At 50.8% G+C, this 22,854-nt stretch carries 21 protein-coding genes and 1 riboswitch; of the genes, 3 read left to right on the plus strand and 18 right to left on the minus strand.

Annotated features, from left to right (window positions below):
* Nucleotides 1-103: 103 nt before the first annotated feature.
* Together DW088_RS04740 and DW088_RS04745 are read right to left on the minus strand one after the other, a co-directional pair.
* Nucleotides 104-1,465 carry an NCS2 family permease gene (locus DW088_RS04740; RefSeq protein ID WP_118359897.1) on the minus strand — a complete coding sequence of 454 codons (1,362 nt, stop codon included), beginning with the start codon at nt 1,463-1,465 and terminating at the stop codon, nt 104-106.
* A gap of 62 nt (nt 1,466-1,527) precedes the next feature.
* Nucleotides 1,528-2,052, minus strand: a complete 525-nt coding sequence (locus tag DW088_RS04745) for an adenine phosphoribosyltransferase (RefSeq protein ID WP_110435309.1) — start codon at nt 2,050-2,052, stop codon at nt 1,528-1,530.
* Nucleotides 2,053-2,491: 439 nt separating this feature from the next.
* Here DW088_RS04745 and DW088_RS04755 point away from each other — a divergent pair, with 439 nt between their 5' ends.
* The gene (locus tag DW088_RS04755; RefSeq protein WP_117489659.1) at nt 2,492-2,686 is read left to right on the plus strand and encodes a hypothetical protein; all 195 of its coding nucleotides are present in this window, start codon (nt 2,492-2,494) and stop codon (nt 2,684-2,686) included.
* Between the two features lie 81 nt (nt 2,687-2,767).
* Here DW088_RS04755 and DW088_RS04760 read toward each other — a convergent pair whose 3' ends face one another.
* Nucleotides 2,768-3,142 (minus strand): DUF4186 domain-containing protein, encoded by a 375-nt coding sequence (locus DW088_RS04760; protein WP_118359901.1) that lies wholly within the window; start codon nt 3,140-3,142, stop codon nt 2,768-2,770.
* A gap of 125 nt (nt 3,143-3,267) precedes the next feature.
* Between DW088_RS04760 and DW088_RS04765 the strand changes: the two genes are divergently transcribed.
* Nucleotides 3,268-5,682, plus strand: coding sequence for an ATP-dependent helicase (locus DW088_RS04765; protein WP_118359903.1), 2,415 nt, complete (start codon nt 3,268-3,270; stop codon nt 5,680-5,682).
* 42 nt (nt 5,683-5,724) lie between these two features.
* Here the strand turns inward: DW088_RS04765 and DW088_RS04770 are convergent, their stop codons facing one another.
* From DW088_RS04770 to pflB, 9 genes are all read right to left on the minus strand, one after another.
* Nucleotides 5,725-6,309, minus strand: a complete 585-nt coding sequence (locus DW088_RS04770) for a PBECR4 domain-containing protein (RefSeq protein ID WP_147323783.1) — start codon at nt 6,307-6,309, stop codon at nt 5,725-5,727.
* Between the two features lie 276 nt (nt 6,310-6,585).
* Nucleotides 6,586-7,293 (minus strand): sigma-70 family RNA polymerase sigma factor, encoded by a 708-nt coding sequence (locus tag DW088_RS04775; RefSeq protein ID WP_243029788.1) that lies wholly within the window; start codon nt 7,291-7,293, stop codon nt 6,586-6,588.
* Entirely contained in the window at nt 7,290-7,727 is a 438-nt protein-coding gene (gene spoIIAB, locus DW088_RS04780; RefSeq protein WP_110435313.1) for an anti-sigma F factor, read from the minus strand. The genes DW088_RS04775 and spoIIAB overlap by 4 nt, the downstream gene beginning before the upstream one ends.
* On the minus strand, nt 7,727-8,047 hold the full coding sequence (locus DW088_RS04785) for an anti-sigma factor antagonist (protein WP_118359905.1): 321 nt from the start codon (nt 8,045-8,047) through the stop codon (nt 7,727-7,729). Before DW088_RS04785 ends, spoIIAB begins: the two co-directional genes overlap by 1 nt.
* A gap of 157 nt (nt 8,048-8,204) precedes the next feature.
* Nucleotides 8,205-9,509, minus strand: a complete 1,305-nt coding sequence (locus DW088_RS04790) for a bifunctional folylpolyglutamate synthase/dihydrofolate synthase (RefSeq protein WP_158574612.1) — start codon at nt 9,507-9,509, stop codon at nt 8,205-8,207.
* Nucleotides 9,510-9,712: 203 nt separating this feature from the next.
* Entirely contained in the window at nt 9,713-10,153 is a 441-nt protein-coding gene (locus DW088_RS04795; RefSeq protein WP_110435316.1) for a NifB/NifX family molybdenum-iron cluster-binding protein, read from the minus strand.
* Nucleotides 10,150-10,968 carry a P-loop NTPase gene (locus DW088_RS04800; protein ID WP_117751035.1) on the minus strand — a complete coding sequence of 273 codons (819 nt, stop codon included), beginning with the start codon at nt 10,966-10,968 and terminating at the stop codon, nt 10,150-10,152. The genes DW088_RS04795 and DW088_RS04800 overlap by 4 nt, the downstream gene beginning before the upstream one ends.
* A gap of 1,149 nt (nt 10,969-12,117) precedes the next feature.
* Nucleotides 12,118-12,816, minus strand: a complete 699-nt coding sequence (gene pflA / locus DW088_RS04805; protein ID WP_118359909.1) for a pyruvate formate-lyase-activating protein — start codon at nt 12,814-12,816, stop codon at nt 12,118-12,120.
* Between the two features lie 182 nt (nt 12,817-12,998).
* Nucleotides 12,999-15,227, minus strand: a complete 2,229-nt coding sequence (pflB, locus tag DW088_RS04810) for a formate C-acetyltransferase (protein WP_118359911.1) — start codon at nt 15,225-15,227, stop codon at nt 12,999-13,001.
* A gap of 75 nt (nt 15,228-15,302) precedes the next feature.
* A riboswitch (ZMP/ZTP riboswitch) is annotated at nt 15,303-15,417 on the minus strand.
* Nucleotides 15,418-15,608: 191 nt separating this feature from the next.
* On the opposite strand from pflB, the gene DW088_RS04815 reads away from it, so the two are divergent.
* On the plus strand, nt 15,609-16,688 hold the full coding sequence (locus tag DW088_RS04815) for a 6-phosphofructokinase (RefSeq protein ID WP_117751038.1): 1,080 nt from the start codon (nt 15,609-15,611) through the stop codon (nt 16,686-16,688).
* A 484-nt stretch (nt 16,689-17,172) separates the two neighbouring features.
* Here DW088_RS04815 and DW088_RS04820 read toward each other — a convergent pair whose 3' ends face one another.
* The 6 genes from DW088_RS04820 to dcm form a co-directional block, all read right to left on the minus strand.
* Nucleotides 17,173-17,592 (minus strand): hypothetical protein, encoded by a 420-nt coding sequence (locus DW088_RS04820; RefSeq protein WP_118359913.1) that lies wholly within the window; start codon nt 17,590-17,592, stop codon nt 17,173-17,175.
* The gene (locus DW088_RS04825) at nt 17,589-18,392 is read right to left on the minus strand and encodes a DUF6339 family protein (protein WP_118359915.1); all 804 of its coding nucleotides are present in this window, start codon (nt 18,390-18,392) and stop codon (nt 17,589-17,591) included. The genes DW088_RS04820 and DW088_RS04825 overlap by 4 nt, the downstream gene beginning before the upstream one ends.
* Nucleotides 18,392-19,327 (minus strand): hypothetical protein, encoded by a 936-nt coding sequence (locus tag DW088_RS04830; RefSeq protein WP_118359917.1) that lies wholly within the window; start codon nt 19,325-19,327, stop codon nt 18,392-18,394. The genes DW088_RS04825 and DW088_RS04830 overlap by 1 nt, the downstream gene beginning before the upstream one ends.
* Complete coding sequence (locus DW088_RS04835; RefSeq protein ID WP_118359919.1) at nt 19,324-21,255, minus strand: hypothetical protein; 1,932 nt, start codon at nt 21,253-21,255, stop codon at nt 19,324-19,326. Before DW088_RS04835 ends, DW088_RS04830 begins: the two co-directional genes overlap by 4 nt.
* 18 nt (nt 21,256-21,273) lie before the next feature.
* On the minus strand, nt 21,274-21,507 hold the full coding sequence (locus DW088_RS04840) for a hypothetical protein (protein ID WP_118359920.1): 234 nt from the start codon (nt 21,505-21,507) through the stop codon (nt 21,274-21,276).
* A 216-nt stretch (nt 21,508-21,723) separates the two neighbouring features.
* Nucleotides 21,724-22,851, minus strand: a complete 1,128-nt coding sequence (gene dcm / locus DW088_RS04845; RefSeq protein ID WP_199720409.1) for a DNA (cytosine-5-)-methyltransferase — start codon at nt 22,849-22,851, stop codon at nt 21,724-21,726.
* Between the last annotated feature and the right edge of the window lie 3 nt (nt 22,852-22,854).

Below are 22,854 nucleotides of genomic sequence, written 5' to 3' on the forward strand. Positions count from 1 at the left end.
TTTTCGCGTATTTTCTCTGATATTCACCATGATTTTCATGCCATACAAAAAAGGCTGCCGAAGCGAGCTTCGGCAGCCTTCTGCAATCTTTACGATTTCTTAATTAAAGGAAGATGTACTTGAGTACGAACAGTACTGCCAGAACGTACATCAGCGGAGCAACCTTCTTGCCCTTGCCGGCTGCAACATTCAGCAGAACGTAGGAGATAACGCCCAGAGAGATACCCTCGGAGATGCTGTAGAACAGCGGCATAGCGATGATGGCGAGATAAGCCGGGATGGACTCGGTCAGGTTGTCCAGATCGAAGTTGATCTCGGTTACGGTGCCTACCATCAGGAAGCCGACCATGATCAGCGCCGGAGCGGTTGCGAAGGACGGGATGGCAGTGAAGATCGGCGCAAACAGCGTGGATACAAGGAACAGGATGCCGGTAACCAGAGCGGTCAGGCCGGTACGGCCGCCGACTGCAACGCCGGATGCGGACTCAACAAAGGTGGTGGTGGTGGAAGTACCCAGAATTGCACCTGCGGAGGTTGCAATCGAGTCTGCCATCAGAGCAGGCTTGATGCCCGGCAGCTTGCCGTCCTTATCGAGCATCTTCGCCTTAGTGGCAACACCGATCAGCGTGCCGAGGGTGTCGAAGATATCAACGAACAGGAACGAGAAGATGACAACAATGAAGTTTACAATGCCAACCGCGCTGAAATCCACGTTGAAGCACTGGCCGAAGGTCAGACCCAGTCTGGAGAAGTCGGTCATGCCCCAGCTCGGGAACAGAGAATAGAAGCCTGCGTCCGGCGTCGGAACGTAAAGGCCGGTCACCTGGCAGATCATGCCGAGGATCCAGGTCAGCAGGATGCCGTACAGGATGGCGCCCTTCATCTTGCGGGTATAGAATACTGCGGTGAAGAACAGACCGATCAGAGTCAGCAGCGCGCAGATGCCAGCGGTGTGGAAATTCTCCGGGAAGCTGATGATGCCGACCAGCGTTGCGGAGTCCACGCACAGACCGGAGTTCTGCAGGCCGATGAAGGCGATGAACAGACCGATACCAACCGAAACACCCTTTTTGAGCGTCAGCGGAATGGCATTGAAGATGGCCTCACGGATGTTGGTGAGCGACAGGACGATGAAAATCAGGCCCTCAATGAATACGGCCAGCAGCGCAACCTGCCAGCTGTAGCCATAGCCTGCAACAACGGTGTACGCCATGAAGGCGTTCAGACCCATGCCGGCAGAGAGCGCGAACGGCAGGTTTGCCATAAACGCCATGCACAGCGTGCCCAGGCAGGATGCCAGAGCGGTTGCCAGCAATACCGCGGTGGTATCCATACCGGTGGAGCCGAGTACGCTCGGGTTTACGGCAAGGATGTACGCCATGGTCATAAAGGTAGTGATACCGGCCATGACCTCGGTCTTGACTGTGGTTTTGTGTTCCGATAGCTTGAAAACACGTTCAAACATCGAATAACCCCCTTTTTAATTTTCAGGCTTTCGCCTTGATTACTGTGAAATGATAATTTTACTTACTTCCCCTCGTAAGCGACAACCGTCTCCGCCGGACAGGTTTTGATGCGGTCGCGTCCGTGCAGACCCTTGAGCTCCAGCAGGCAGACAACCTTGACGACCTTCGCGCCGAGCTGCTCCAGCAGGTGGACAGCCGCCTCAAGCGTGCCGCCGGTAGCGATCAGGTCATCAACAACGACGATCTTCATCCCCGGCTTGATGTCATCGCGGTGTACCTCGATGGTCTCCATGCCGTACTCCAGCTCGTAGGACATGCGGGACGTTGCACGCGGCAACTTGCCCTGCTTGCGGATCGGAATGAATGCCTTATGCAGATTATACGCCATCGGTGCACCGAACAGGAATCCGCGGGATTCCAGACCGGCGATTGCGTCAAACTCTACGCCGTCCAGCAGCGCAGTCATCTCGTCTACCGCCAGATGGAAGCCGTCCGCGTCACCGAGCACGGTGGTAATATCGCGGAAGATAATGCCTTCCTTCGGAAAATCCGGAATGCTGGTGATATACTGCTCAACCTTACTCATGAAACCTCAATTTCCTCCTTATCCCTGCCGCCCGGCAGAGAATCAATTATGCTGTTTTGTCATTTGGCAAGCAAAACAGCGATACACTTTATATATTATCAAATCGTGTCGTTTGTGACAAGAGATTGATTGTACGAAATGTAGATTTTTATCATGAAGATTATTGCAGCTATACAAATCCTCATCAAATTGTTCACTATCGGATATGGAGCGGGCGCCGTCCGGACGACTGGGTGGTTCGCCGCACCCGCGGCGGCGGGCAACTCGTTGGCCCAGTGGTTACGGACGGCACCTGAGAGTTTCATCTTTAGTACCTCTTACCTTTTATATAACCGCTATTTACTGTAACCATCTGCATCACATTTATTGCGTTCTTCCTATCGCTGTGCTATGCTGTGTATATACCGACTAACCTCGTTTATGATGGGAGGCTACTGTGATGAATCGAAAAAGCGTTATCAATATTCTCTGTGCCCTGTCGGCCATGATTGCTGTCGGAATTGCGGTTTGGATCACTCTGACTGCCCACACACCGCACACGATGGACGATTATATCAACCATCAATACCTGATTGGTGTTTCCAGCGGAATCGCACTCATACTATGTATTATCCGCAGCTATATGCCAAAATAGCAGAAGAGACGCAACTGCGTCTCTTTTTTATTCTATGGAGAGCGGTAAACCGCAAGTCTCTCTTCACTCTCACTCTAATTCTCAATTTTCCATTTCTCTCCTCATCCAGTTCATCAGCATTCCAACGATATAGACCTGCTGCTCCGCCGAAAGCGGCACGCCCTGCGGGATGCCATGCCATTTTGCCAGACAGCCGCGGCAGCAGCAGGCGGTCGCGTGCTGCGCGATGAACACCGGATGTCCCCGCATGGGTGTCTGCTTGCCGTCGTTTTTCGGCTCGGCCGGTGCAAGCCGCTTGGAAACGAAATCTGCCGCGTGGTCGGCAACCGTGTTCCATCCCTTCTCGCGGATGTACTGCTTGTCCTGTGCCTTCAAATGAAAACGGCTGCGGAAATTCGAGCGCGAAAGCCGCACGAGCATCTGTGCATAGGTTTCCTGCCGCTGTTGTTCGGTCATAACGGTTCACCTCGCTCTTATTTTACACACGATCCCCTGTCTTAGTCAACGGAAAAAGAACATTTGTTCTGCTCCATATAATATGGTATACTATCTGTGTATCTTCAAACGAAACGAGGAAAACTATGGAACCGACCAAATTTGATATGAAATATGCCGCTGTCCGGCGTGCGATCATCGAACAGCGCTTTTCCAAATTAAACGACAAGCAGCGCGAGGCTGTCTATCAGACCGAAGGCCCGCTGCTCATCCTGGCGGGTGCAGGCAGCGGCAAGACGACCGTGCTCATCAACCGCATCATCAACATTCTCAAGTTCGGTGACGGACTGGAAAGTAAACTTGCGCCCGACTGGGCGACCGAGGACGATCTTCTGTTCCTGACCGAATACCTGACCGATCCTAAGCCGGAGAACCGCGCCCGCGCAGAGCACCTGTGCGCGATGAATCCCGCCCGCCCATGGCAGGTGATTGCGATCACGTTCACGAATAAGGCCGCGCGTGAGCTGCGCGAGCGTCTGGAATTTGCCCTCGGTGACGAGGAAGCCGCGTCCGCTGTCTGGGCGTACACCTTCCACACAGCCTGCCTGCGCATTCTGCGCAAGCACGTTGACCTGCTCGGCTTTGAGAGCGCGTTCACCATCTACGATGAGGACGACAAGAAGCGCGTCATTCTCAACGTAATGAAAAAGCTCGATCTCGATCCCAAGAATTTTGATCCGCGAACCGTGATGGGCATGATCTCCCGCGCGAAGGACAAGCTGATGACCCCGCGTCAGTTCAGCGCGGATGCCGCTGGTGACTACTTCCGGGAAAAGGTCGCAGACGTCTACCGCGATTACGAAAAGGCCATGAAAAAGGCCTGTGCACTGGATTTCGATGACATTATCATGAAAACCGTGCTGCTGCTGCAGAACAACCCCGAGGTGCTGGAATACTATCAGCGCCAGTTCCGCTATGTTCTCGTGGACGAGTATCAGGATACCAACTATGCGCAGTATGTGCTCACCAGCCTGCTGGCAGGTTATTATGAGAACATCTGCGTGGTCGGTGATGACGACCAGAGTATCTACAAGTTCCGCGGTGCAACGATCACGAATATTCTGGAGTTTGAAAAGCAGTTCAAAGACGCGAAAACCATCCGTCTGGAACAGAATTACCGCTCGACCGGCAACATTCTGAATGCCGCAAACGAGGTTATCCGCAACAACGTCGGCCGCAAGGGCAAGGAGCTGTGGACCGACCACGGTGACGGTGCGAAAATCCGTCTGCATCGCTCGGACAGCCAGGAAGGCGAAGCTGCCTACATTGCCGATACCATCCGCGAAGGCGTGGAGCAGGGCCGGAAATGGGGAGATTTTGCCGTTCTGTACCGCAACAACGTGCTTTCAGATAACATTGCCGCCGCGTTCATCCGCGCGGGCATTCCGTACCGCGTGTACAAGGGCCGCGACTTCTTCTCGCGCGCCGAGGTCAAGGACATGTTCGCCTACCTGTGGGTGATCGAAAATCCGGCAGACGAGCTGCGTCTGCGCCGTATCATCAACACGCCTGCCCGCAAGATTGGCGATAAGTCGGTCGAAACCGCCATGCAGCTTGCCGTCGAGTACGGCACGACGCTGTATGATGTGGTATGCCATGCTTCTCAGTACCCTGCCCTGTCCCGCGGCGCCGCGGCAATGGAGAAGTTCGGCGAGATGATCGAAAATCTGCGCAAGCTGCGGGAATTTGTCTCGCTTTCCGAATTGTACGACGAACTCATGGACAAAAGCGGCTACATCCGTGCGCTGCAGCTAAAGGGCGGCGCAGAAGAGGAAAGCCGCATTGAGCACATCGAGGAGTTAAAATCCTACATTGTCGATTACGAGGACAAGACCGAAACGCCGTCGCTCGGCGATTTTCTCGAGAACATGGCGCTGTACACGGATGCCGACCAGTCCGGCGAGGACGATGACGCGGTTATCATGATGACCATGCATGCCGCCAAGGGTCTGGAATTCCCTGTCGTATTCCTCGCGGGCATGGAAGACGGGCTGTTCCCCGGCTTCCGTGCAATGGAGAAGGACGAGGACATGGAGGAGGAACGCCGCCTGTGCTACGTTGCCGTCACCCGCGCGAAGGAGCAGCTGTATCTCACCTGCGCGGAGCGCCGCCTGCTGTACGGCCGCACGCAGTATTCGCATCCGTCGCGCTTTGTTGATGAGATGCCGGAGGAGCTGCTTGAGAGCAATATCACCGGAAGCCGCCGGTTCTCAAACGCAACTGCACCCGATCCAACGCTTTCACGTCCGCAGGTGGCGCGCGCGCGGTACGTTTCCGCTGCAAATGCAGCGCCGAGCGCGTCGCTGACCTCGGCAGCCCAAAGCAAGCCGCTGCCGAATTTTGCCGCCGGTGACCGCGTGTTCCATAAGGCCTTCGGCGATGGACTGATCGTGTCGGTAAAGCCGATGGGCGGCGATGCCCTGCTCGAAATTGCATTTGATCAGAAGGGCACCAAGCGGCTGATGGCCAAGTCGGCCGGACAGTTTATGCACAAAATTTGAGATTGATTATAAAAAAGGAGATTCTCTACGAGAATCTCCTTTTTATATAGTGTCTGCAACATACTTTGGGTGCTGAAATAAAACTTCCTTATTTTCTCCTTCTACCCTGCATTTATACAGCAGCGTCAACGGTGTCTGGTTGCGAGAATAATCCATTTCCGAACCAAATGCAGATTTACAGAAATATCTTCCGGATTCCTTATCCAGAAAAACAAAGAACATTTCGCCTGAATGATTGTTGCGAATCAGGTACTCTGCATCTATTTTACTGTATCTCGGCACTTTTGCTTTGGAAAACAGAAAGAATGAAAAACCATTTTCCAGCGTATCCTGTAAATTTACAAGCACCTGCAATCGTTTTTGTATACGATCCCAGTTCTTCGATTTTTCAATCCGCTTCGGATCTAATCTTCCGGATAAAATTGCTGTTATCAGCTTTTCGCCGTAATACTCTGCTGAGTTGATCTTAAAATCAACATCATTTGCGTACTGCATACCGACTAAATGCGGAAAATCATAGCGTTCAAACGAAAGTGAAACCACGTAGCTTTTCTTTTTGCGTCCGAACACCATATCATACCGAAGATTTAATAATTTTTCCCACGCTTCCGCTGCTTTCCGCAGCAAACACATACCAACACCGTCATTTCTATGTAAAAATGAAAGGGATCTGCAAGCAGATCCCTTTCAAGGGTGTTTTCTTTCAGCTTACGCCTACACCGATCTGCGGTACTCACCCGAACCCACATACATAACTCCACAGACACACGGAAATCGGTCCCATTGCCTGCTTCATAGTTGCGACGGACACTCTATGATGCCGTCTGGTATTATTATAATACCGCAAACCGAGAAATATGTCAATCCGACCGGAACAATTCCTCTTCTTTTTTCGACTTTCTGTTACTCTCTCAGCATTTCCCTCAGCTTCTCTATGGCACGTTTTTCGATGCGCGAGACCTGCACCTGCGACACGCCGACAATGCGGCTGACCTGCTGCTGCGTCAAGTCACGTGAATAGCGCAGACTGAGCACCTGCCGGTCGCGGTCTGGCAAGTCCTGCAGTGCCTCGTGCAGCGACAGATGCAGGCAGGTTCTCTCCTCCATTCCCTCGTCACCGACCAGATCACCTACGCGTCCGCCGCCGGACAGCTCCCGCTCGAACGAGTCCACCGACACGTCCGCCTGCTCGCAGGCCGCTACTTCCTCGACCGTCAATCCGGCGGCCTGTGCCAGTTCCGATACAGTCGGTGACCGCCCGTTCCGGCTCTCCCAATCGCTTTGCAGGCGGCGCACACGAACCGCGCGTTCCTTGACCGCCCGGCTGACCTTGACCGCACCGTCGTCCCGCAGAAACCGCCGAATCTCACCCGCGATTTTGGGCACCGCATAGGTAGAAAACTCGTTGCCGCGCGACACATCGAAACCGCGCACGGCCTTGATGAAGCCGACACACGCCAGCTGATACAGATCGTCCGGCTCGGTGCCGCGCCCGTAATACCGCCGCGCGATCGACCAGATTAAACCGCTGTTGTCCTCGATCAGCCGCGCTTCCGCATCCCTGTCGCCCGAAGCCGCCTGCTCAAGCAGCGTGCGCATTTCTCCGGTCACGCCTGCCGCTCCTTCAGCACCTTGACCATCGCAACCAGCGTTCCCTTCCCCGGCGTGGAGCGCACGCGCATTTTGTCCGTGAATGTCTCCATGATAGTGAATCCCATGCCGCTGCGCGTGTCGTCGCCCGTGGTGAACATGGGCTGGCGCGCCTGCTCGACATTCTCAATGCCGCATCCGGCGTCTTTTACTTTCAGTTCCAGAGCGCGTCCCTCGAACAGCCGCACCGTGACCGTGATAAATCCGCATTTGTCCGCGTAGCCGTGCACAATGGCGTTTGTCACCGCCTCGGAGACCACGGTTTTGATGTCGCCAAGCTCCTCCATCGTTGGGTCCAGCTGCGCGACAAACGCGCCGACCGCCTGCCGCGCAAATGCCTCGTTGACCGAATGGCTCTCGAATTTCAGGCTCATTTTGTTGATGACCGCCCGCATTATTCCTTCCCCCTTTCAAAAACCATCACCTGCGGCAGACCGGCCGCCTCAAACACCCGCATCGGCTGCGGCGGTGTGCCGCGCACCGCAAATTCGCGTCCGCTGCGGGAACAGGTGCGGTACAGATGCAGGACGACCGCCAGACCGGAGCTGTCCATAAACGTCAGCTCGGACAGGTCGAGCACCAGCTTTTCACACGGAAACAGCACCAGCAGATCCTCGGTCTGCTCGATCGCCGTCCGTGCTGCATGATGGTCCAGCTCACCGGTGTACACCGCGATCAGCGTGCCATCCTGCCTTCTCTGCGTGATTTGCAGCATATATGTCACCTCGAAATCAGCAAAATATTACCTCTTATTTCGCAGGGCACCCCGCCCTGCGATATACCAAACAATATACCTATTGAAAACAACTGACACAAAAATAAAAGGCTTGTACTTTCAAAGTACAAGCCTTATTTTACCTGTTTATTCCATTTTAATCTGTCGTTTTCGGTCGGCCGCGCAAAATCTTCTCGCACTCACCGATGAGGTACAGCGAACCGCAGATAAGAATGCAGTCGTTCATCTTCGCATGCTCCAGCGCAAGCTCAATGGCGTGCTCGGCGGATTCGCACTCGTACACGCTCTTGCACGACTGCCGCGCCAGCTCTGCAATCGTGTGTGCATCCAGCGAACGCTCACCCGCATCCGGCACACAGGCGTAAAAGTCGTCCGCGCGGCTGGCTACCTCGTGAACACAGGTTTCGTAGTCCTTGTCGCGCACCATGCCCATCACAACGTGCAGCCGCTTCATCTTGAGCAGCTCATCCACCGCGTGACACAACGCGTCCGCGCCTGCGGCATTGTGTGCGCCGTCAAGCAGGATGAGCGGCTGATCGACCACGCGTTCCAGCCGGCCTGCGATACGCGCCCGCGCCAGACCGCGCACAGCGGCTTCGGTCGGAATGTTCCAGCCGCGCTCACGCAGTGCGTTCAGCGCCCGCAGAGCCGTCCGCGCATTCTGCAGCTGATGCCGTCCGGGCATGGCAATGGTGTAGCCCTGTCCCTCATACACGAACGCCGAACCGCTGATGTCGCACCGCAGCACGCGGCAGTCCTCCGCTCCGCCGAACCAGACAGCGCCCGCCGCATCGCAGGCACGGCGCAGCACCCGCTGTACATCGTTCGGCTGACCGTCCGCGCAGACAACCGCCGTACCCGGCTTGAAAATACCTGCCTTCTCGGCCGCAATGACCGCCGTTGTGTTGCCGAGCACCGCCATATGGTCGAGCGAAATCGGCGTAATCACGCAGACCTCCGCATTTTTGATGACATTTGTCGCATCACAGCGGCCGCCCAGACCGGTTTCGAGAACCACAATATCGCATTCCTGCTCAACAAAACAGAGGAATGCCAGTGCGGTCGTGAACTCAAACTCGCCGATGGTCTCACCCTCGGGCAGTGTGAGCGATTCACACGCCACCGTTACTCGTTCGCACAGGCGCGTCAGATCGTCGTCCGAGATCATCACACCGTCCACGCGGATGCGCTCGTAAAACTGCACCAGATACGGCGAGGTATACAGTCCGGTGCGCAGTCCGGCCGCCTGCAGTGTCGAGGCGATCATGCACGCGGTCGAGCCCTTGCCGTTCGTGCCCGCAAGATGAACAAACTTCAGCCTGTCCTGCGGGTTGCCCAGCGCCTCGCACAGCGCCTTGATGCGGTGCAGACCCGGCTTGCCGGAAAATCTGCCGAGAGAGTGTATGTATTCGATTGCCGTTTTCGGATTTTCGGTATCCATAATAGCTTCTTTCCTTATATTATAATGATACATTTGATTATAACACAGTTTCATCAAATTGAGAATGGAGAATGAAAAATGGAGAATTACCTTTCTGCAAAAGGAGCGGCACTCGCTTCATCTTAACAATCATTTTCCATTCTCCATCCTCAATTCTCCATTAAAACCATAAAAACCACCGAAATTCGGTGGTTTTTATAGTTTTACTTGATCTCCTCGACCGGAATCTGCTTGAGCAGCTCGCTCGGGCCGCAGCCGGAGCACTTTGCACAGTCGTGCATGCATGCCATCGGATCATCTGGATCTTCCTCACGGCCGATCTCGAGGATGGTCGGGTCACCCTGCTTTTCACCGACGAGGAATTTCGCTACGGATTCCTCCGCCGAGCCTTCGCAGCCGGGCACGAGCAGCACGCCGAGCATCTCGAGTGCGTTGCGCGTTGCCAGACCGAGTGAACCGCAGATGAGCACGTCGATCTGCTCCAGACCGGCGAACTTGATCAGGTCGGTCGCGGATGTGCCGGCAATCCCGGCAATGCGCTTGCCGACCGGTTCCCGGCCCTCGGTGGTGATAATGAGCACCTCACGGCAGTCTCCCAGATTCTTGGCGATTCGGCCGTTTTCATATGCTACGCCAATGTTCATAACAGACCCTCCACGGTCTTAAGCGCACCGGAAAGCTCGTCCGGCAGCTTTGCATCCTCGATCTTGCCTGCGTCAACCGCCGCAGCCAGCTTCGGGTCGATCGGCAGTTTTGCCAGAACCGGCAGCTCGTAGTGCGCGGCTACCTCGTCGATATGGCTCTCACCGAACACCGAAATATGCTTGCCGCAGTCCGGGCACGCCAGATAGCTGTAGTTCTCCACGATGCCGAGCACCGGAATGTTCATCATCTTCGCCATCTTAACCGCCTTGCCGACGATCATGGAGACCAGATCCTGTGGCGAGGTGACAACGATGATACCGTCCACCGGCAGGGACTGGAACACGGTCAGCGGTACATCGCCCGTTCCGGGAGGCATATCGACAAACAGGAAGTCTACGTCGTCCCATACAACGTCCGACCAGAACTGCTTGACGGTCTCCGCGATGATCGGACCGCGGTAAATAACCGGATCGTCCTCATGCGGCAGCACCAGATTGATCGAGATCATCTGTACGCCGCCTTCGCTGCGTGCCGGAAGAATGCCCTCCTCGCAGCCCTCGAGCTGACCGTGTACGCCGAAGGTCTTGGGGATAGACGGGCCGGTAATGTCGGCATCCAGCACACCGCAGGAATAACCCTTGCGCGTCATGCCGACCGCCATCATCGAGGTGAGCAGGCTCTTGCCTACGCCGCCCTTGCCGGAAACAACGCCAATGACTTTTTTAACAGAGGCCGCCGGATTGGCTGCAACCTTGAGGCTCTTTTCGCCGCCGCAGTTAGACGAGCAGCTATCGCAATTATGCGAGCAACCCATAAAAAACAACTCCTTACCTATATATCTTGCCTAAAAAACAGTATACCCTAAAAAAACGTTTTCCGCAAGCATCGCACCGGCTTATTTATTGACAAATGCCAAAAACGGGAAAGCACCGCTGTTTCGCGGGGGAACGAAACAACGGTGCTTTCGGTTAATAACACAAATTGAAAAAAGGGAAAAAAGAGAAATGAAAAAAATCGGATGACGTCAATGCGGGATTTGCGGCTCTCCCTCACTGACAAGTACAGTATACCGTCTTTTTATACCGAATGTGTGAACGAAATTTGAATATGCTGTGAAGGATATGAAAAGAAAACAGCATATCGTCCAAACCGCAGTTTGGCACCAAAAGAGAAACGCCCTGTTTCCCGGGGGAAGGAAACAGGGCGTTCTCATTGATGCAAATGAAAAGAGTTTAAGAAAAGGTGATAAAATCAAAGAAAAGAGGTTGTCAGCTTGAGAAAAGGGGGAACTCTTACTGACACCTATAGTATATCGCGCAAACACCCTTTAATTGTGAACAAATCGTGAACAGACCTTGAAATATTTTTAACAATGTAAACAAGTACCCTGCTTAACCATTTCAAAGATACTCCGAGACAGGAAAACACCCCGGCTCCGTGGGGGAAACGGAACCGAGGCATTTTCGATCATTTCACAAAATAAAGGGGGTAAAAGAGAAATAAAAGATTGTAGATGACTATCGATTCGGGATTGCGGCTTCCCTTATCGACAATGTTAGTATACCGCACTTTGCTTCAAAATGTGTGAACGAATTTTGAACAGAATTTGAAAGGTTTGTGTACTGCCGAAAACCCGGTTTCGGACAGGAAAACACCCTGCCTCCGAGGGGGAACGGAAACAGGGTGTTTTCGGTCATTTCACAAAATAAAGGGGGTAAAAGAGAAATAAAAAAAATCAGTAGGCTGTGTCGTTCGGGATTGCGGCTTCCCTCATCGACAATGTTAGTATACCGCACTTTGCCGCAAAATGTGTGAACGAATTTTGAACAGAATTTGAAAGGTTTGTTTCTAAGGCAACACCGCATAATTGAACAAGAGTGATTTGCGCGTAATTTTTGCGTACTGACAAGACGCGGTGTTGCCTAAAGTTCATAATTTGCCGCTTGATTCCCGTTTTACCGTGTTACAGCTGTGCGACCATGGTTTTCAGGGCATCCGGGTTCATGGCAGGCGTATCCTTCAGCGGAAATTCCAGACCGAGCCGTTCATATTTTTCCATGCACAGCTTGTGGAACGGCAAAAACTCCAGCTTTTCAAAGTTGGGATAGCTTTCCGCCTTGGCTTTGACGCGGCGCAAATGGTCCATCCCATCGGTCAGACCGGGCACGACCACATGCCGAATCCACAGCGGCACGTTTTTCATCGCGGTCAGCTGCAGGAAACGCTCAATCTGGTCGAAATCCGCGCGGCAGTTCTTGAGATAATCCGCTTTGGTGAGAAATTTCAGGTCGCACAGGACTAAATCCGTGTGCGCGAGCACCTTTTCCGCTTTGGAGAGATTGCCCACGCCGGAGGTATCGAGCGCGGTGTGTACGCCGTGCTCATGCAGCTTGGCGAAAAACTCCTCAACAAATTCGGACTGCAGGAGCGGTTCGCCGCCGGTGACGGTTACGCCACCGCCATTCTTCCAGTACGGACGAAACCGGAGAGCCTTGCGGACCAGCTCGTCCACGTCGGTCGGTGCGCCGCCTTCGGTCAGCCATGTATCGGGATTGTGGCAATAGACGCACCGCAGCGGGCAGCCCTGCATAAATACAACGTATCGCACGCCGGGGCCGTCCACCGCGCCGAGGGACTGAATGGAATGAATGTTTCCGGTCATATTGCCACTTTCCTTTCTATTCGGGAAAAATAAATGGCTCCGTGGCTTTGCCGCGGAACCATACCTCTGCCCGCGCCGCGGCGGCGCGTCCTCGTCCGCTGTGCGGGCGAGAGGGGGTTATCACAAACGGTTTCGCAAGGAACCGGTTGGGTATCTAAGGGGGACAGCGTCCCCCTTAGAGGTTAAATCGCCTCGTGGAAGGTACGCGAAATAACCTCACGCTGCTGCTCGCGGCTCAGCTTGTAGAAGTTGACCGCGTAGCCGGAAACACGAATGGTCAGGTTCGGGTACTGCTCCGGATGCTCGTAAGCCGCCATGAGGGTTTCGCGGTTGAGCACGTTTACGTTCAGATGGTGCGCGTTCTGCGCGAAGTAGCCGCCCATGATGGCAACAAGGTTGTTCACCTGCTCCTCATCGGTCTTGCCGAGTGCACCCGGCGTGATGGAGAACGTGTTGGAGATGCCATCGCGGCAGTAGGTGTAGCTCAGCTTTGCAACCGAGTTGAGCGATGCCAGTGCGCCGGAAACATCACGGCCGCTCATCGGGTTTGCGCCCGGTGCCAGCGGTTCGCCGTGACGGCGGCCGTCCGGCGTGTTGCCGGTCTTTTTGCCGTACATTACGTTGGAGGTGATGGTCAGGATGGACAGCGTATGAATTGCGCCGCGGTACAGCGGGAACTGCGTCAGTGCCTGATAGAACTTCTCGACCTGCTCACACGCGATCTGATCTACGCGGTCGTCGTCGTTGCCGAACTTCGGGAAATCGCCCTCGATCTCAAAATCCACGATAATGCCGTTCTCCGGATTACGGATGGGCTTTACCTTGGCATACTTGATTGCGGAGAGCGAATCCGCCATGCAGCTCATGCCCGCAATGCCGAACGCCATCAGGCGGCGCACCTCAGTGTCATGCAGCGCCATCTGGCTCTTCTCGTAGGCGTACTTGTCGTGCATGTAATGGATGGTGTTCATCGCGGAAACGTAGGTCTTAGCCAGCCACGGACGGTAGAAGTCCATGCGGCGGAGAACCTCCTCGTAATCCAGCACATCGCCGTCCATGACCGGCATCTCCGGGCCGACCTGCTCGAACTTGTTCTCGTCACGGCCGCCGTTGATCGCCATCATCATCAGCTTGGCGATGTTGGCACGCGCACCGAAGAACTGCATGTCCTTGCCGACGCGCATCGCGGATACGCAGCACGCGATGGCGTAATCATCGCCATAGTACGGACGCATAACGTCGTCATTCTCGTACTGCAGAGCATCCGTGTCGATGGATACCTTTGCGATGAACTTCTTCCAGTTCTCCGGCAGGTTTTCGCTCCACAGAACGGTCAGATTCGGCTCTGCGGCAGCGTTCAGGTTGTACAGGGTGTTGAGCATGCGGTAGCTGTTCTTCGTAACCATGTGACGGCCGTCCTCACCGATGCCGCCGACCGCCTCGGTGATCCACATCGGGTCGCCGCCGAACAGCTCGTTGTACTCCGGCGTGCGCAGGTGGCGCGCCATACGCAGGTGCAGAACGAAGTCGTCCATGATCTCCTGCGCCTCGGACTCGGTCATGAGACCTGCCGCAATATCGCGCTCAAAGTAGATATCGAGGAAGGTGGAGGTGCGGCCAAGGCTCATTGCGGCGCCGTTCTGCTCCTTGATGCCGGCAAGATAGCCAAAGTACAGCCACTGAACGGCCTCCTTTGCGTTCTCCGCCGGACGGGTGATGTCAAAGCCGTAGGAAGCCGCCATTGCGATCATGTCCTTGAGTGCCTTGATCTGGTCGGAGAGCTCCTCCGCGCAGCGGATTTCCTTCTCGGTGGTCGGCACGCTGCCGAGCGCATCCTTGTCCTTCTGCTTTTCCGCGATCAGACGGTTCACGCCGTACAGTGCCACGCGGCGATAGTCACCGATGATGCGGCCGCGGCCGTAAGCATCCGGCAGGCCGGTCAGCAGACCAACGTGACGCGCTTCACGGACATCCTTGGTATATGCGGAGAATACGCCGTCGTTGTGGGTCTTGTGGTACTTGAACTCCTCCTCAATCTTGGGAGAAACCTCATAGCCGTACTGCTTGCACGCATCACGGACCATACGCATGCCGCCGAACGGATTGCATGCACGCTTGAGCGGCTCATCGGTCTGCAGGCCGACAATTACCTCGTTGTCCTTGTCGAGATAGCCCGGGCCGAACGCCGTGATGGTGATAACGGTCTCGGTGTCGATATTGCGGACACCGCCCTTTTCGCGCTCCTCCGCGAGCAGTGCGTCGAACTTCTCACGCAGCGCAGTCGTGCGTGCGGTAGCCGGAGCCAGAAAAGCGCCGTCACCATCATACGGGGTGTAATTCTTCTGGATAAAATCGCGGACGTTGATCTCGTTTTCCCAGTTGCCGCCATTAAAGTTGTTCCATGCGTTCATGTTCTTTTCCTCCTGTTTGTGCTGTCTGCTGTCCTTTTTATGGCAACAAAAAAGGACAGCATCGCGTATTGCTTGCGACACTGCCCAGACGGTCGGCATTGAGATGCACTTCACGGTGCATCTGATTACGGAACTCCCTGCTCCCCGGTGGTTTGCGCTCCACCTGTGTCCGTCAGTTGCAGGGAATCTGTCTGGCATTAGCATAACACATCTGCCGCTCAATATGCAACTGCCGAAAGTCACAAAAAATCCATGTGAAAAAACCGTGGAATCTGTGTAAAGTATCTTTTCAATTTACACAAAATAGGGTATAGTAAAAAAATGATACTGCGCATTATACATATATAGAATGCGGAAAACAGAGTCAGGAGGCAGACGAGTATGTTGAAGATTGGTATGCTGACCAGCGGCGGCGACTGTCAGGGTCTGAACGCGGCACTGCGCGGTGTAGCGAAAACACTGTATAACGAACTGGGAGATAAAGTAACCATCTATGGTATTCGGGACGGCTACCGCGGTTTGATCGAGGGCGATTACCACGAAATGCTGCCCGAGGATTTTTCGGATATTCTGACCGTCGGCGGCACCATTCTCGGTACATCGCGCCAGCCGTTCAAGGAAATGCGCAAGACCATCGAGGACAGCGAGGAGACCAAGCTGGATAAAATGCTGCACACGGTGAAAAAGGCAGGCTTTGACTGTCTGGTCATTCTTGGAGGCAACGGCACGCACAAGACCGCAAACCTGCTGAGCATGAAGGGTGTCAACGTAGTAACGCTGCCCAAGACGATCGACAACGATCTGTGGGGCACCGAGCTGACGTTCGGTTTTCAGTCCGCGATTGATATTGCGTCCACGGTTATTGATTCCATCCATTCCACCGCATTTTCGCACTCGCGTGTGTTCATCGTGGAGGTTATGGGACATAAAGCCGGCTGGCTGACGCTGTACGCAGGCATTGCCTCCGGCGCGGATGTCATCGTCATTCCGGAGATTCCCTACTCCGCAAAGAAGATTGCCGCAGCGATCGAAAAACGTGCCAAGGCGGGCAAACGATTCTCCATCATTGCAGTGGCTGAGGGCGCGATAAGTCAAGACGAGGCGAAGCTGAGCAAAAAGGAATTCAAGGCGGCGCGCGAGGCGATGACCTATCCGTCCATCTCCTACCGCATTGCGGACGAACTCAAGGAGCTGACCGGGCAGGAGATTCGCGTTACCATTCCGGGCCATTATCAGCGCGGCGGCGCTCCCTGCCCGGCCGACCGCGTGCTGACCAGCCGGTTCGGCGTAGCGGCAGCGCAGCTTATCACGCAGAAAAAATTCGGCTATATGGTCGCGCTGCAGGATAACCATATCGTGCCGGTTCCGCTGACCGAGGTCGCAGGCAAGCTGAAAACCGTTCCGCCCGATGGCGAACTGGTGAAGCAGGCAAGAGCGCTCGGACTGTCGATGGGCGACTGATTGCCGAATTGAGAATGGAAAATGGAGAATGAACGTAACGGTCATATTTTCCGGACCATCTGTACCAACTTCATCGTAGGGGAGCACACCTGCAAATGAATTTACAAACCATTCCCCATTTACACAAACAAAAACAGGCTTCCTTTAGGAGCGTTCACACAGGGATTTGTAGAAAAACAGATTTTGAGTGACGCCTTCAAACGGAAAGCCTAAAATATACGACCATACAAGAGTAGAAATACTCCTGTATGGTCGTTTTCGTTTTGCCGGGTTGCACATTCTTTCGCTCTTTTTTGAGCAAAAGTACATCATGGATATTTATTTTTTACCGTATGGTATTTGTTCCATATTTGTGGTTGTTATCAAGAATACTAAGAGAAAGAACTTGACGGATACTCTCACTGAACGAGTGGACAGACGGAATTGCTAAATATATGTAAGTAGTGCCCATCCCCATATTTTGAGGGTAGGCACTATTAGCTGTTCAGCCTTTATTTACGATTGCATTGTACATTATCTCAATTATGTGAGGAGCATAGTTTGCGTATGCTATATCCCAAGTCTCGGAATTTGCAAATGAATAGACAATTCCGTCATCCTCAAAACAGTATTCATACAGATTTCTGTGTGTCATAATATTACGGATTTTTCGGATACCATCTTGACCGTTTAGAAATGCCTCTTCTTCCGGAGTTATTAGGGCATTATCAAGCATCCATTTGATATCTGATACTACATTTCCGTCATCAGATTCCTTTAATGACTTGCAGAGAAGTTCAAGAATATTAAACAAAAGTAAGAACGCAGCATAGCTGTTACCGTCCTCATGTAATTGTACCGAAATTCGGAGGTGTTCACCATAGAATTCAGAATAAAGCCATATGCGGTCTAAATAATGTGTCATTTCTTTTTCTTTCTCTTGTTCTTTACATTAGTAGATGTTCCGTTGAGTTTTTCCTCACGCAGCTTCATCATACAGTTGAATGCAAGATCGCGGATTTCATCACTATCAAGAAATTCCAAAGTTGTAACTGCTGCGTAATGATTCAAATACTTTTTGCATTCACGGAAATAGTCGGTAATTCCCTCGTTGTCTGAAATTTCTTCTTTAAAATCTTTAATTGCCATCAACACACCACGCATACGGTCATAATTCATACGATTGAATGTGTCCATAACATCGGTACAGATTGTCTGATTTGTAAAAAGAATTTCAGTTAAGGCATAGTGGTTACTGCTGTGGCGATCATAGGTAAGATAGCCATACCACCAAAGGCGGGACAACGCATTGTCATTTAAAAGGCTACCGGGTGTTGTGACGAAAAACCTATTTTTAATGGTGTTTGAACGTTCTTCCTGCATCCAACGATCCTGAATATAAGATTTGTATTCAGGAACAGCATGGCAAAGATATGTCCACATATACTTATTTGATGCTTGCAAGGGTGTAAGGTTACGAAAGGCTTCATATATGAGCCTTGTGTTAACCAAATCTTCCTGAGATTTTTGAGCATCATCTTTTTTCCCGGGAGTATACGAAGGCACAAACATACTGACATCTACAGATGATGTTTTGAAATATCCATCGGAACTACCGAAATAAGTAGGCAGCCAGTCTTCGTTGGAAGAGTAATTGTCAGCATTTTGCGGGATCTCGTGGAGGAGTTTTTCATAGGCTTCTTCTGTAAAATATCCTAAAAGCATTAATCAACACCTCCTATCATTTGTGTTTCACCGCTATTCATTTCACTGTCTAAAGTATCCTTAAAACTCTTAAGAGCATCGAGAGCAATATCTCCGAGCATATCGTTTGCAAGTGTAGTTGGATAACCTTCGTAACTGCGCAGGTCGATTCCTTTTGCATCTGCTTTATGATCTATTGCTCTAAACCAGCGCTTACCACTGTATCCGGTTCCGTCATCTGACTCGCCACCGTTCTGGTAGTGACTAATTACATATCCGACAGCTTCAACTAAAACCGGGTAAACAATTACTCCTGCTGCATATCTTCTCAAAACACCATTATTAAAATCTTTGAATTTGTAATACAAATCATATAATTCATTTTTGAGGAAAATCTGAATCTTCTCATCCTCAAAATTGGGAACAACATCTGATTCTTGGTCATCGTGTCTGCTGATATCGAAGATAGAAGAAATAGGCTTTTCAAGTTCCGTATCATCTACATAAACCGAGCGACTATCTTCTGTTGCCAAAATATCTCCTTTGCGAATCTCAAAGGTAGCGGTACCGAAGTATAGGTCATTAAATTCACCATCACAGCGGAAATTATCGATATTATGAGCAGCAATAACAGAGCCGACAATATCCATTTTAGTAACTACGGAGAATTTCGGCACAGATATCGGCATTTCTGTAGACCCTACCGGAAATTTGAAAAGCTTGCTATATGATGCCGCACTACTTTTGACGCTGATTACTACCACAGCGTCCCCAGAATCAATTAAAGTCTGTAATCCGTTGCAAACAAGCGAATACTTCGTGGGGATAACTATGTTTTCAGCGTCTACAATAATTTCATTTTCATCGAAGACGGTACGAAAACTACAACTGTCAATATAATCATCACGTCCCGCAGCTAACACAGGATTCGGAAACTCGTCTTTGATTGCTTTCATTTCTTAACCACCTCCGTTAAATGCAGGCTGAGCTTCATTTTTTCCTTCTTTACAAATTTCACAAAGAACATTGCGGCGGTATCGGCATCAACCTTCATAGGCCCAGCCTTTCCTCCGACAATTTTTATGCTCTTTCCGTTATAAGTGAAAGATTCCATTTCAAGAGCGTCAGAACGACCGTCCTCACCGACCGCAAAGCACTCTACATACAGATTTTCATAAGTTTCGGTAGGTTTGATTACAATCTTGTAAAGTCCCTGGGAAGAACTGATAGGAAATGCTCTCTGCGCCGTAAGATTAGGAGTATTCACAGTCTTCATACCATTTCCGGGAGTAGCACCAGGCTGTGGATTCGGATCATCCGGGTCAGGAGTAACAGGCTTCGGAGGACGAGGCTTCGGAGGCATCGGATTGGGATTACGAGTATGGTTGTGTACATCTCCTTCTTCTTCTGTCCCTTCTTCTTGTACCGCAACCTGTGTGGTAGTACCCTGCTGGGTGCGATTTGTTTTGATTTTGCCGATTTTTATTTTGACTTTCAGGATATCGTCACCTTCCGATTGTCCGCCAAGACCATCAATATCATCAGGAATATATTCACCGACTCCGGCAGCATCGACAGTATCCTCGGTGACAATTTCGAATTGAGCCTTCAAAAGTGCCAGTACAAAATCATCAATTTGCTGGATAGATTGTCTTGCAAGTTTACGTTTTTCTTTGTCAGAGGATTCAATTTGTTTGTAATCCCATCTGTTATGCCTTGGTGGTTCGGTATCCTTTAATAGTTCTCCGAGTTTCTGACCACGAACGATTACAACCGCCGCATAATGCTGGAAAATCCTCTTGAAGTATGTACCGACAAGCATTCCTGTTGCTCTGAAATTGGCAATAGTACGTTTATAACTGCTATCAGACTTAATATAGACCTCTACATCATCTGGCTCTAACACCTCAAGAGATTTTTTGCAATCGGGTGAGGTAAATGCCTTATATAGTTGCGCTGTGGCAACCATCTCCTGGTCATCTGATAAATCAGAGAAAATCTGTGACAGAGAGTCTGCATCAATCACACGGTGTTCGGTAGAATCTTTTAATTCCACAATGAGTCTACCTTCACTGATAGCAACGAAAAAATTCTTGAGAATAGCTTTTGTTACATTTTTAACCCAGTTGACAGACTGTGTGAAACCGACAATTATTACATCCGTTCCTCTTTCGGTACGGATAAAGCAGTCACGGAATGCATTAGTGTCGGTATCAAAGATGGGTTTCCATGTTTCGTTTTCCTCATCGTTATTCTGATATTTTCCGACACGCTGTGTGGGTTTTCCGTCAGAGTTCAGAAGAGTGGCAAGACGAGCAACACCGATAAAAGCACTTTCATTGTCTTCGGCAAGTGTGTTATAGAAAACCATACTAAGCGAAGAGCAGGCAAAAGGTGCATTTTTTCCGATTCCGTATGAACCCGCACTGTTTTCGTCACTTTTAACGGAAACACCATCTGATCCGGTCAAGGCTTCCCACGAAGATGACAGCTTTCCGCTATGGCTTCCGCTCAATCCTTTGGTATGGTAGTCACTTGCAATCAATACGGGAATGGTTTCCTGCTGTAGAGTCGTTTCGGCTCCGGTGACAAAACGAAACAGCTTGGCATCCATTTCATCACCCCAATAGTTGCGACAGCCCTTAAGACATTCTCCGTATTGAGAAAAAACATCATATTGAACCGTATTCACTTGTCTGAGTTCGAATACAACATTCACGGGAGCGTCAGTATTTTCAAGATGGGCATCAAGGGAATTCTGGCAAATTTCTCTTGCAAGGTTATCAATAAGTTCCTGCCCCTTGAAAACTTCAATATCGTTATTAGTATATCCTTGCCGGGTTCCGCCTGATAAGGGAGGAAAACGCCAACCAATTTGTGTCATTCGCAGTCACCTCTTTGTTTAATCTAATGTAAATCTCTCTTCCTTAACAGAATCGCTGCCATTGAATTTAGCCTTTGTGTTTTTCAGTTCATGTTCGATAGCACCGAAAATCTTTTTAACATCAGCTTCGGTATATTCATAGTTAGCGGTGCTGGAGCAATTTCCAAGAAGTTTCATCATATCAATGATTTTGTTTGTACGAGCTTCAGCAAGTCTTACAAAACGCTCACGCTTGGTTTCTTTCGCTGCCATAGTATGACCTCCATTTTAAAAATACGGATTACATTTTCGAATAATAACGAGAAATATAGAAGCGTGCCACTTCTTGTATTTATAATATCAAACAAAAATATATTTGTCAATATATTTTTAAAATATATAGTATAATTTTAAAATGTAACGAATAATATATTGTTCAGGCAGTGCTTAATATGAAAAATGCAGAGGACTATTATCCTCTGCATTTTGTTATTCGTTTGGAATATCTCCAAGAACTCTAAAGCAATTGACCATAAATTCCGCCATTGTTTCTATGACCGGAATAGTAACTGAGTTTCCGAATTGTTTGTATTGCTGAACAGGTGAAACTTCAGGCGGGAAAGAAAAATGATCGACACCATCTTCATCAAGGAATGCATAGTTGATAAATCCCTGTAACTTGCCCCATTCTCGAGGTGTCATCACACGAATACCTCTATCATTTAATACAGTTTTCTTTGTAGGTACAGTCATTCCGGCAATGCCCTCCTGGGGATCATAAACAAGATTGCGTTCCTTTCCAGACCCCCCGGTGGCCATTATTGTGTTTGCTACAGGGTGTTCAATACCAGGCTCATTGACAACGCGGTAGCCAAATCCGTTTCCTTTCTTATGCTCTCGTTCCCTGTGGCGAATGAGCGTATCAAGATAACCGGAAGCCATATAGTATTTGGGTTCGGCATGGAATTCAAGGAGTTCATTCAAATCTTCATACAAATACCAGTCATTTTCTATAGGAAGAAGATTTTCAATTCCAAGGAGTGCATCTGTGCCATAACGTTGACGGTCAAATGCCATAAGATAAGTGCGTGGACGATTTTGAGGAATGCCGAAGTTACGAGAGTTTCTAATAAAATCTTTGCCGTTATAACTGAGTTCACCGAGGATATTATAATTAACTCCAATAACCTTGTAGTTTAGGACTTCTTCCAAAGTATGTATTATGATACGAAAAGTGTTTCCTTTATCATGCCGGACAAGATTGTCTACATTTTCAAGGAACACGGCCCTTGGGCGTGTCCGTTGGATGATTTCCGCAATATGGTTAAAAATAACTCCTTTTTCTTCATTATCAAAACCTTCTTCCAATCCTGCACGACTGAATGTCTGGCAAGGGAATCCGGCAAGCAGAACATCATAATGTAGTTCGTCTAATGCGGCTTTGAACTCTTCGCTCGTCAAGTCATTGTTAGCGTCTTCGCCATATAAATGTTGATATGTCATGCAAGCATACCGATCGATTTCGGCAGCCATCAAATTTGTAAAATACCCTGTTAGTTCAAAGCCTTTTCGTATACCGCCTATTCCGGCGCACAAATCAATTGTTGTAAAAGGCATAAG

Source organism: Butyricicoccus sp. AM05-1 (assembly GCF_003474415.1).
GTDB lineage: Bacteria > Bacillota > Clostridia > Oscillospirales > Butyricicoccaceae > Agathobaculum > Agathobaculum butyriciproducens.